At 70.6% G+C, this 10,992-nt stretch carries 9 protein-coding genes and 1 pseudogene; 9 read left to right on the top strand and 1 reads right to left on the bottom strand.

Features of this window, described 5'->3' with window-relative positions:
- Nucleotides 1–2,966 (top strand): BTAD domain-containing putative transcriptional regulator (locus tag AP234_RS02880; protein WP_055477908.1); only part of this gene is annotated, 2,966 nt, incomplete at its 5' end.
- A gap of 16 nt (nt 2,967–2,982) precedes the next feature.
- Here the strand turns inward: AP234_RS02880 and AP234_RS02875 are convergent.
- Entirely contained in the window at nt 2,983–3,168 is a 186-nt protein-coding gene (locus tag AP234_RS02875; RefSeq protein ID WP_055477907.1) for a hypothetical protein, read from the bottom strand.
- A 199-nt stretch (nt 3,169–3,367) separates the two neighbouring features.
- Here AP234_RS02875 and AP234_RS02870 point away from each other — a divergent pair, with 199 nt between their 5' ends.
- From AP234_RS02870 to AP234_RS02840, 8 genes and pseudogenes are all read left to right on the top strand, one after another.
- The gene (locus AP234_RS02870; protein ID WP_152990201.1) at nt 3,368–4,264 is read left to right on the top strand and encodes a hypothetical protein; all 897 of its coding nucleotides are present in this window, start codon (nt 3,368–3,370) and stop codon (nt 4,262–4,264) included.
- A 4-nt stretch (nt 4,265–4,268) separates the two neighbouring features.
- On the top strand, nt 4,269–4,892 hold the full coding sequence (locus AP234_RS02865) for a hypothetical protein (protein WP_055477905.1): 624 nt from the start codon (nt 4,269–4,271) through the stop codon (nt 4,890–4,892).
- On the top strand, nt 4,889–5,110 hold the full coding sequence (locus AP234_RS02860) for a DNA-binding protein (RefSeq protein ID WP_055477904.1): 222 nt from the start codon (nt 4,889–4,891) through the stop codon (nt 5,108–5,110). The genes AP234_RS02865 and AP234_RS02860 overlap by 4 nt, the downstream gene beginning before the upstream one ends.
- 406 nt (nt 5,111–5,516) lie before the next feature.
- On the top strand, nt 5,517–6,152 hold the full coding sequence (locus AP234_RS02855) for a DsbA family protein (protein WP_055477903.1): 636 nt from the start codon (nt 5,517–5,519) through the stop codon (nt 6,150–6,152).
- A gap of 59 nt (nt 6,153–6,211) precedes the next feature.
- Nucleotides 6,212–7,552, top strand: a pseudogene (locus AP234_RS39365) (amino acid adenylation domain-containing protein); the annotation flags it as partial.
- Nucleotides 7,553–7,690: 138 nt separating this feature from the next.
- Nucleotides 7,691–10,105: a thioesterase domain-containing protein gene (locus AP234_RS39360; RefSeq protein ID WP_431998085.1), complete on the top strand. Its 2,415-nt coding sequence runs from the start codon at nt 7,691–7,693 to the stop codon at nt 10,103–10,105.
- Nucleotides 10,106–10,194: 89 nt separating this feature from the next.
- Entirely contained in the window at nt 10,195–10,419 is a 225-nt protein-coding gene (locus tag AP234_RS02845) for a tautomerase family protein (protein WP_055477902.1), read from the top strand.
- Nucleotides 10,420–10,444: 25 nt separating this feature from the next.
- Nucleotides 10,445–10,992 (top strand): pyridoxal-phosphate dependent enzyme (locus tag AP234_RS02840; protein WP_152990237.1); only part of this gene is annotated, 548 nt, incomplete at its 3' end.

The following is a 10,992-nucleotide window of genomic DNA, read 5'->3' as shown; positions in this document are numbered from 1 at the left end:
CCGTCCGCACCCTGAATCCCGGATATGTGCTGGAACTCGGCGAAGCCGATCTGGACAGTTTGGCCTTCACCAGCAGAATCGCCGCGGTGAAGAAGCAGATCGACGCCGGGCACGCGGCGGAGGCGGTCGCCGGGTTGCAGGCGGCATTGGCGCTGTGGCGTGGTGACGCCCTGGTGGGGGTGCAGAGCGATCTGGTCCAGCGGGCGGCCACCGCGCTCGACGAGAAGCGGCTGGTGGCCGTCGAGGAGTACATGCGACTCCGGCTGGAACTGGGTCCGCAAGAAGAGCTGATCTCGGAGCTGCTGGCGCTGGCCGCCAAGCACCCGTTGCGGGAGCGGCTGCACGGCTTCCTCATGCGTGCGCTGTACAAATCGGGCCGGCAGGCGGACGCGCTGAAGGCCTACCAGCGGGTGCGCGCCACCCTGGTCGAGCAGATGGGGATCGAACCGGGACAGGAACTGCAGGACCTGCACCGGGCGATCCTCGCCCAGGACGCGTCGCTCGACGGTCCCCGGACCAGGACCATCCCGACCGGAGACACCCGGCCCGGAAACACGCGGACCAGAAGCTCGCAGCCCAGAGGCGCACAGTCGGAAAGCACGTCCGGGAGCACGTCACCCGGCACGGGGTTCGACGATCACGCTCAGGGCGCGGAGACGCGGCGGGGGGTGCTCGGCTGGACACCGCCGCGGCAGCTGCCGGCCAGCATCGCCGACTTCACCGGGAGATCAGAGGAGATAGCGGAGATCAGGCGGCTGCTCGTCACGGGCAGAAGCATGGAGTTCGCCGGATACGCCATGCCCATCGTCGCCATATCCGGGCGGGGAGGGGTGGGCAAGTCCACCCTCGCCATCCGGGTGGCCCATGAGATCCATGAGTCCTTCGAAGACGGCGTCCTCTACGCGGAACTGCGCAGTCTGACCTCGTCGGACCAGATCTCGACCCAGCTCGCACGTTTCCTGCGGGCTCTCGGCGTCCCGGGTCCGGCGATCCCCGACGGCGTGGGGGAGCGGACGGAGCTGTACCGCAGCTGCCTGTCGGCCAAGCGCGTCCTGGTGGTGCTGGACGACGTGCTGGACGAGGACCAGGTGCGGCCGCTGCTGCCGGGCAGCCCGACCTGTGCGGTGATCACGACCAGCAGGAACAAGCTGACCGGTCTGCCGGGCGCCTATCACGTCGCCGTCGAGGCGTTCGACGACGCCGAGTCCTTCGACATGCTGGCGAAGATCCTCGGCAGCGAACGCGTGCTGGCGGAGGAGGCGGCGGCCAGGGAGCTGTACCGCCTGTGCGACGGCCTGCCGCTGGCGCTGCGCATCTCGGGCGCGCGGCTGGTGTCGCGCAAACGATGGCCCATCGGCCGGCTCGTCGACCGCATGCGGGACGAGGTGCGCCGGCTGGACGAACTGGAGCACCGGGGGTGGGAGCTCCGCTCCAGCATCGGCCTCACCTATCGGAGCCTCGACGGATCGGCGAAGCGGCTGTTCCGTCTGCTCGCGATGCTCCAGGCGCCCGACGTCCCCTCCTGGGCGGCCGCCGCGCTGCTCGACACGGACGTCGCCTCCGCGGAGGACGTGCTTGAGCGGCTGATCGACGCGCACGTCCTGCAGACCGTCGACTATCCGAACGCCCGGCACCTGCGGTACCGGTTCCACGACCTGATCCAGGTGTACGCCCGCGAGCGGCTGGCCGAGACCGAGACACCCGGCGAGCGAGCCGCCGCGCTGAGCAGGGCGCTCGGGGCGTGGCTCGGGCTCGCCGAGGTGGCGCACCGCAAGGAGTACGGCGGTGACTACACCCTCATCCACGGCGACGCGCCACGCTGGCGGCCCCCGGACGCGGACCTCACGGCCATGGTCGGCGATCCGGCCGAATGGTGGGACGGCGAACGCTCGGCTCTCGTGGCCGCCGTACACCAAGCGGCCGAGGCCGGGCTCGACGAGCTCTGCTGGGATCTGGCGCTCACCTGTGTGACGCTGTTCGAGGCCAGGGCCTACCTCGACGACTGGTGGGAGGTCGCGCACACCGCGCAGGAGGCGGCGCTCCGGGCGGGGAACCCGACCGGCGTCGCGGCCATGGCCTACTCGATCGGCACGCTGCACATGTTCCAGGGCCGGCTGACCGAGGCGGAGGAGTCCTTCCGGACCGCGATGGAGCTGTTCGAGGCCGGCGGCAACGAGCACGGCCTGGCCCTGGTGCTGCGCAACGCGGCGAACGTGGACGGGCTTCGCGGGAACGACGACGAGATGATCGCGAAGTACGACAGGGCGCTCAAGCTGCTGCGCGAGGTGGGCGATCACATCGGCGCGGCCCACGTCATGCGGACGCAGGCGAAGCACTGGCTGCGGCTCGGCTACACCGACAGGGCCCACGTGCTGCTGGAGCAGGCCCTGGAGACCTGCCGGGAGGTGGGCTGCGTCCGGGTCGAGGCGCAGGTGCTGCACAGCTTCGCCGAACTGCATCTGATGACCGGCGAGCTCGACCTGGCCCGGCAGGAGCTGTACCAGGTGCTGCGCGTGGTGCGGGACGGCGGTGACAGGATCGGCGAGGCGCACGCCCTCTACAGCCTGGGCCTGGTCCGCTATCGGGAGGGCCGCCTGGACAACGCGGAGACCACGATGGCGCACACGCTGGAGCTCGCCAGGAGCACGGGCGAACGGATGATCGAGGCCAAGGCCGGCTACACGCTGGGGGAGATCGCGCTGGCCCGCGGCAACAACGCGTCGGGGGCCAGGCACATCGAGAAGGCCAGGAGCACGTTCCAGGAGCTCGGCTCCGCTGTGTGGACGGCGAAGGCGTACGTTCTCCTCGCCGACTCACACGCGGCCGACGGCGATCTGGAGCTGGCCCGCCGGGAGCTGGACGAGGCGGTGGCGCTGCTCACCGCCGACGGGTCGGCCGAGGCTCGCCGGATGCTCGGCACGTGGTCGGATCGCGGCCCGTACTTCGAGGTCGGCACTTCGAGCTGACCGGCCGCCGCCCCGATCACCAGTGCGTGTCGGCCGGGCCGGTGCCGGGCGAGGGGGCCGCACTGGGTGACGGGGCCGGAGAGGCGGCGCCGGGACTCCAGTGGGTGTCCGCCGCGGATGTCGTCTGCGCCATCGCGACCGCACCGGTCGTGCCGATCAGCAGCACGAGTGCGTACGCGGTGAACCTGCGCTTCGTGATCATCGTTTCCCCTCCAGAGGCTTCGGCCGGCGACCGGGAGGCGGTACCGGACGCCGCCATTCCATCCGGCGCGGTTTCCGATCAGCTTCTCGTCGGCTATCGGCCCGCAGAAGCGGACCAGAAGCGAACCAGAAGCGGCGGCGGAGAAAGTGGCGGCAGATGACACACCCGCCCGGTTCCGTGAGGGGACATGATGAGTCCGGTGCTCCAGATCAGCTGGGAGGACATGCATCAGGCCCTCGACGATTTCGATCCGGTCACCGTGGTCGTGGACGAGCTGACAGGGGAGGCGGTCGGCGACGTCGCCGACCTCGTCGACGTCGGCGGGTTCGTCAAGGTCGAGGACCCGGCGTCGGCCGACTGCTTCCTGCTGCCGGCGGGTGCGCTGCGTACCGTCCGCGGTTCCTGTCTGACGGTCGCGGCCGCGCAACTGCTCCTGCCGCCCGGCGCGGCCACGGTCTGCGTGCTGGGGTCGGCGCCCGAGGCCGCCGTGCTACTGAAAATGATCATTCAGTACGTGCGGGACGTCGGCCACGTGGCGGTGTGCGTCATGGACGGCCCCCCGGACCCGGCGGTGACCCGCCGGGTCCGAGACGAGCTCGTCCTGGCCGGGATCGACCTCACCGTGGGCACCGACGCGGGTGAGGCGCTCTTCGGGGCGAATCTGGTCGCCGTGGGCCGGTCCCGCGTCGACCCCGGGATCGGGAAGATCTCGAAGGGCGCGATTCTCGTCAACGCCGGCGGACGGGATCTCCCCACGGCCGTGGTCGCCGGCGCGGCGGCCATCTACGTCGACGACATGCGGCTGATCGGGGAGAGCGCGCACCGGTATTTCGTCAGGGAGCACCTGGCCTGCCTGGAGACCCCTACCACCAGTCGATACCTCCAACCCCGTGCCCAGCGCGTCACCGGAGACCTCGGTGACCTGCTGAGCGGCGACTCCGTCCCACGCAGACACCCGGCGGAGCACATCCTGGTCGAACTCCTCAGCACGGAGGCGGTGAGCGTCCGGCTCGCCTGCGAGCTGGGCCTGGCCGCGCGCCGGCTCGGCCTGGGAAAAGAGATCGATCATCTCTGTAAAGATCAGCACGGAAGGTGACCATATGCTGTGCGAATCACCAGACTGCTCGCATCGTCCCGCGACCGGTTTCCGGCTCTGCGCGGAGTGCCGGGAGGCGGTGCGCGGGGAGCTGCGGAGCCTGCCCGGCCTTCACCGGGAGTGCGCGCTGAGGCTCGTCGACGTCCCCGACGGGATCGCCCAGCGGGTCACCTGGACCAGACAGCCGGGCCTCGACCTCAACGAGGCCGTGGTCGAGGTGCGGTCCGACATCATCGGGGTCCTGTCCTCCTGGTGCGGACTGGTCGCCCAAGAGCGCGGGGTCGCGGCGCCCGGCCCGCGGTCCGCGGACGTGCTGGCCGCCTTCCTCGACGGGCACCTCGCCTGGCTGGCGCGACACCCGGCCGCCCGGGACTTCGCGGCCGAGATCCGCCGGCTCGCAGAGAAAGCGCGCGCCGCGATCGAGCGCGGATCCGGACGGCCGCGGCCCCTCGGCCCGTGCGACCGGCCCGAGTGCGGGCAGATCGTCTACGCGGCCCGCCTTTCCGACGGCCGCCGGCAGGTGCGGTGCGACGGAGGCCATGTCTGGCAGCCGCACGAGTGGCTCTCGCTGAGCCTGCGCATCGATCAGGCCGCCGCCGGTGAGCTGAGGCGGGAGCGGGTGGCGTGAGCAGTGCCCGCCGGCGGACCCGTCGTACGGTGCCCACCCGGCTGGCGGCACTGGCCCTGGGGGTCTCGGAGGCCACCATCAGGAAATGGGCCAGCCGTGGAAAGCTCAGCCGGTACGGCAGCCCGGGACGCGCCGAATACGACCTGGACGAACTGTTCCACGTCGCCGCCGCGACGGCGGATCCGGAAAAGCAGGTAGAGAATACGCTGACCGCATAGTTTTCGTTTCGTTCGCCAGATATTCGCAGCCCGTTCGGCATCGGAGGCGCCGAACGGGCCGGCGGCGTTTCCGGAGAATTCTTCCGGTCCGCCGGGAGAATCGCCGGCGGTCCTCCTCCGGTGCCGCCACCGGGCCGGAACGTCGTCGATCCGGATGCCTCCTGAAGTGGCGCGGAGAATGTCGCAGATATTTCTCGTGAGAGTGTTGACCCGGTACCGAAAGAGGTGTCACGCTTTCCCCGTGGCACTCATGTGCCCGAAACGGTCCGATCCCCTTCTTCTCGCCTGGGCCGTCCTTCACTCCTAACCGTCGCGGACGTTTCCGGCCATTGGCCTGAATTACCGGCGATCTCGTTGATACGGTGTGCTGCCCGATCAGAGAAGACAGCGTTTCAGGAGTTCGACGATGACACTGGCACAGGCGGCCGACCGGTCTTCCGCACGGCCGAGCGTGGACTTCTACTTCGACCCGATCTGCCCCTTCGCATGGGTCACCTCGAGATGGATCCTCGAGGTCGAGCGCGTCCGCGACATCGACCTCCGCTTCCGGGTGATGAGCCTGTCCGTGCTCAACGAGCACAGGGAGATCGACGCGTGGTACCGGGAGTTCTGCGACAACGGCTGGGGACCGGTGCGCGTCGCGATCGCCGCCGCCCGCGAGCACGGCGACGGCGTGCTGCGCGACCTCTACACCGCCATGGGGACGCGGATCCACAACAAGAAGAACGAGGACTACGCGGTGGTCATCGCCGAGTCCCTCGCGGAGGTGGGCCTGCCCGCCTCGCTCGCCGCCGCCGCGGACGGCACCGATCACGATGAGGCGCTGCGCGCGAGCCACCGCGCCGGCATGGAGCCGGTGGGCGACGAGGTCGGCACCCCGACGATCCACATCGACGGAGTCGCGTTCTTCGGTCCCGTCCTGACCGCCATCCCCAGGGGCGAGCAGGCGGGACGGCTGTTCGACGCGGCACGGGAACTGGCCGCCTATCCGAAGTTCTTCGAGCTGAAGCGCTCCAGGACGGGCGGGTTCGACTTCGACTGAGGTCTCGGCCGCCGGGGACGGGCCTCGGCCCGTCCCGCCGACCGATCAAGGAGGCGATTGTGCACCGTGGCGGCGTCCCGTACACGAAGGCCCACAGAAGGCTCGATCCCGGTGGAACGCCCGTCGGGCTCCTCACCGGCGAGTGCTGTCCCGAACTGCTGTGGGAGCAGGTCTGGGCGCAGCCGGAAGGCACGGCCGTCATCAGCGGGGACGAGGTCCTCACCTTCCGCGAGCTGGCGGAGCGCGGTTCTGATCTCGCCGTCCACCTGAGGCATCTCGGGGTGGCGGCCGACGACCGCGTCGGCGTGTTCGCCGACCCCACGACCGAGCTGATGGTGGCGGTCTGGGGGATCCTGTTCGCGGGCGGCGCGTATGTGCCGCTCTCGCCGGAGTATCCGCGCGAACGGCTGCGCTACATGATCGAGGACAGCGGCGTCTCGATCATCGTGGCCCAGGAGGGACTCGCCGCGCGGCTGGCCGAGCTGGCGCCGCGCGGCACGAGGATCGTCACCCCGGCGCAGGCGGCGGAGTTCGCCGCGGCGCACGGCCGGGCCGGGGAGTGGGAGCTACGCGGCGGCCTGCGGCCGGGCGACCTGGCGTACGTCATCTACACCTCGGGCAGCACCGGCAGGCCGAAGGGCGTGATGATCGAGCATCGCGCCATCGTGAACCAGATGCGGTGGCTGAACACCGCCCAGGGGCTCGGCCGCCGCAGCGTGGTCCTGCAGAAGACCCCGATCAGCTTCGACGCGGCGCAGTGGGAGCTGCTCGCGCCCGGCTGCGGCGCCACGGTGGTGATGGGGACCGCGGGCCTGTACCGCGACCCGGAGCGGCTGATCGACGCCATCGTCACCCACGGGGTCACCACGCTGCAGTGCGTTCCCACGCTGCTGCAGGCGCTGCTCGACACCGAGGCGTTCCACACCTGCGCCTCGCTCACGAGGATCTTCAGCGGCGGGGAGGCCCTGTCCAAGGCGCTCGCGCTGCGGTGTCTGGAGACGCTGCCCGGCTGCGAGCTGATCAATCTCTACGGGCCGACCGAATGCACGATCAACTCGTCCGCCTGCGCCGTCGACGTGGCCATGGCCGTGGCCGGTCCGCAGACGGTCTCGATCGGCATGCCGGCGCGCGATGTCAGGTATCACATCCTCGACGACCGGCTCTCTCCCGTAGCGGTCGGCGAGGTGGGGGAGCTGTACATCGGAGGGGTCCAGCTCGCCCGCGGGTACCTGAACCGGCCCGACCTCACCGCGATGAGCTTCGTCGACAACCCGTTCCCCGCGGACTACGGCTGCCCGAAGCTCTACCGGACCGGCGATCTGGTCTACCGGACGCCCGACGGCGCCGTCCAGTTCGTCGGCCGGGCGGACAACCAGGTGAAGGTGCGCGGCTTCCGGATCGAGCTCGACGAGATCAGGCACGCCATCGAGGTGCACGACTGGGTCAGGAACGCCGCCGTCGTCGTCAGGAGCGACCCCCGCACCGGATCACGGCTCCTGGTCGCCTTCATCGAGCTGAACCCCAGGGAGGCGGCTCTGATGGACCAGGGCCACCCCGCCGCGCACCATCAGTCGAAGGAGAGCAAGCTCCAGGTCAGGGCGCAGCTGTCCAACGGGGGGTGCCGGGAGGACACGGAGCTGCAGGGCCGGCCCGTGGTCGACCTTCCCGGCGGGACGCCGACCCCGAAACAGTGGCGGCGGGTGTTCGCGCGCAAGAGCTACCGCTTCTTCGAAGGCGGCGCCGTCACCCGGGCCGACGTGCTGAGGCTGCTGGCCCGCCGCCCCGGCGCCGAGGCCCGCCCCGGAAGCCCCGCCGCTCCCGGGCTGAGCGAGCTCGGCGAGATCCTGCGGTACTTCGGGCAGTTCGCCGGCCCGGAGCGGCTGCTGCCGAAGTACGGCTACGCCTCACCGGGGGCGCTCTACGCCACGCAGCTCTACCTGGAGGTGAACGGGATCGCCGGCCTCGAGCCGGGGCGCTACTACTACCACCCGGTACGGCACCGGCTGGTCCTGATCGACAAGGGCGCCGACGCGGCGGCGCCCGCGGTGCGCGTCCACTTCGTGGGGAAGCGACGGGCGATCGAGCCGGTCTACCGGAGCAACGTCCGCGAGGTCCTGGAGATCGAGACCGGCCACATGGTCGGCCTGTTCGAGGAGATCCTGCCCGACTTCGGGCTCGGCATCCGGCCCGTGGCGTACGAACCGGCGGTCATGGCGGGCCTGGAGTGCGCGGACGACGACGAGTATCTCGGCACGTTCGAGCTCGTCCCCTATCGCGGCCCGGCGGACGTCCCGGTCGACCTCTATGTGCAGTCCCACCCGGGCCGGATCCCGGACCTGCCGGCGGGGCTGTACCGCTACGCTGACGGCGACCTGCTGCGGATCTCGGACGAGATCATCCTGAGGCGGCACGTCATCGCGATCAACCAGCAGGTCTACCGGCGGGCGAGCCTCGGCATCTCGATGGTCGGCAGGAGGGCCGACGCGTGGCTGAGGTACATCGACCTCGGCCGGACGCTCCACCGCCTGCAGGCGAGCGACCTCGGCCTCGGGTTCATGTCCTCCGGATACAGCTCAGAGACCGGCGACGACCTGCCGACGGCACGCGCGTTGACGGACATCCTGCGCTCCTGCGGCCGGCCGACCGGTCCGTCCTATTTCTGCATCGGCGGGCGGGTCAGCGACGAGCAGGTGCGCAGCCGGGGGATGAAGGAGGACGCGGTCCACATGAAGGGGCCAACGGAGATGATCAGGGACGACCTGGCCGACCTCCTGCCCGACTACATGATCCCGAACAGGGTCGTCATCCTCGACCGGCTGCCGCTGACCCCGAGCGGAAAGATCGACGGCTCGGCGCTCGAAGCGCTGGACATCACGGGCTCACCGCACGACGGACGGCCCTTCGTCGCGCCGCGGACGCCGACCGAGGAGCGGATCGCCGCCATCTGGCGCAGGCTCATGAAGACGGAGACCGCCTCGGTGCACGACGACTTCTTCGAGTGCGGCGGTGACTCGCTGGTCGCGGTGGCGTTCGTCAACGCCCTGAACAGGGAGTTCTCCTGTGAGCTGCCTCTGCAGGTGATGTTCGAGGCGCCGACGGTCGAGCGGCTCGCGAGCAGGATAGACGGCACGGCGGGAGCCCGGCCCGTCTCCCGGCTGGTACGGCTCAGCCCGGGCGAGGCGGGCGCACCCGTCTACTGCTGGCCCGGCCTCGGCGGGTACACGATGAACCTGCGGCCGCTCGCCGGGCGGGTCGGCGCGGACCGGCCCTTCTACGGTGTGCAGGCCCACGGGATCAACCCCGGCGAGACGCCGTACGCCACCATCGAGGAGATGGCGGCCGCCGACGTCCGGCTCATCCGAGAACTCCAGCCCGCGGGGCCGTACACGCTGTGGGGGTACTCCTTCGGCGCCCGCGTCGCCTTCGAGGCGGCCTGCCAGATCGAAGGCGCGGGGGAGCGGGTGGACGAGCTGTTCCTGATCGCCCCGGGCTCGCCGCGCGTCGGCCGGGACCGGCCCGCCGCACCGGAGCATCCGTACGTCGACCCGGCGTACCTGACCATCCTCTTCTCGGTCTTCGCCGGCGCCGTGAGCGGCCCGCTGCTCGAGGAATGCCTGCGGACCGTACGGGACGAGGAGGGGTTCACGTCCTTCATCACCGGCAGGTTCGAGGACCTCGACCCCGACCTGGTGCGCAGGATCGTCCGGATCGTGGGGCGGACGTACGGCTTCGCCTACACCCGCAGAGACCCGGTCGAGCACCGTCTCGCCGCTCCCCTGACGATCTACCGGGCCAGGGGCGACGAGCTCTCGTTCTTCGAGAGCGGCGGGATCCGCCCGATCACGGCGCCCACGGTCGTCGACCTCGGCGCCGACCACTACGGCGTGCTCAGGGAACCGGACGTCGGCGGGCTCGTGCGGGCGATCGAAGACCGCAGGAGAGCCGCCGCGTGACAGGCCGCGATACCAGGCGGCAGGACGACAGGCCGCGATAGAGGCGGCGAAACAGGCAGGAACGACGGGAACACGGTGAGGAGGCCGAGATGCCGCACGTGTCCATCAGGCACTTTCCCGCAGAGCTCACACCCGAGCAGGAGTCGTCCCTGGTCGCCGCGGTGACCAGGGCGGTGAAGGACGCCTTCGGCTGCGACGAGGGAGTCGTCTCGATCGCGCTCGAAGCGGTCGAGCCGGACGTCTGGAACGAGCAGGTCTACCTCCCCGAGATCGTCGCGCGCAGCCATCTGCTGCGGAAGACGCCGAACTACTGATCCCTCCAACCCAGCGGAGAAGCCCATGCCAAGCCCGATCCCCGCATATCCGGACGTCGCACCCCGGATCGCCGACAGCATCGAGGAACTGGTCGGCAACACCCCCCTGCTCCGGCTGCCCGTGGACGACGCGGCGCCGGGAGTCCAGGTGCTGGCCAAACTGGAGTCGGCCAACCCGTTGTCGAGCATCAAGGACCGGGCCGCGCTGTGGATGCTCCGCGCCGCCGAGGCGGCCGGGCACCTGGCGCCGGGCGGGACCGTGATCGAGGCCACCTCCGGCAACACCGGCATCGCCCTGGCCGCCCTGGCGGCAGCGCGCGGCTACCGCTGCGTGATCGTGCTGCCGGACAACGCGACCGCCGAGCGGATCGGACTGCTGCGGGCGCTGGGCGCCGAGGTGGAGCTGACCCCGTGTGACCTGCGCTACCAGGGGGCCGTCGACCGGGCGGAGGAACTGCTGCGCACCACGCCTGGCGCCTGGTTCGCCCGCCAGCATGAAAACGCGGACAACATGCGGGCCCATCGGGAGACCACCGGCCCGGAGATCTGGGCCGACACGGCCGGCCGGGTCGA

The organism is Sphaerimonospora mesophila, assembly GCF_001417795.1.
Taxonomy (GTDB): domain Bacteria; phylum Actinomycetota; class Actinomycetes; order Streptosporangiales; family Streptosporangiaceae; genus Sphaerimonospora; species Sphaerimonospora mesophila.
Note: the sequence above shows the minus strand (reverse complement) of the source record. Positions and strands in the feature narration are given on the sequence as shown.

Coding starts and splice junctions, on each gene's coding strand:
- AP234_RS02875 (WP_055477907.1), bottom strand. CDS start 3,168: ATGATCACGAAGCGCAGGTTCACCGCGTACGCACTCGTGCTGCTGATC.
- AP234_RS02865 (WP_055477905.1), top strand. CDS start 4,269: ATGCTGTGCGAATCACCAGACTGCTCGCATCGTCCCGCGACCGGTTTC.
- AP234_RS02855 (WP_055477903.1), top strand. CDS start 5,517: ATGACACTGGCACAGGCGGCCGACCGGTCTTCCGCACGGCCGAGCGTG.
- AP234_RS39360 (WP_431998085.1), top strand. CDS start 7,691: ATGGACCAGGGCCACCCCGCCGCGCACCATCAGTCGAAGGAGAGCAAG.
- AP234_RS02845 (WP_055477902.1), top strand. CDS start 10,195: ATGCCGCACGTGTCCATCAGGCACTTTCCCGCAGAGCTCACACCCGAG.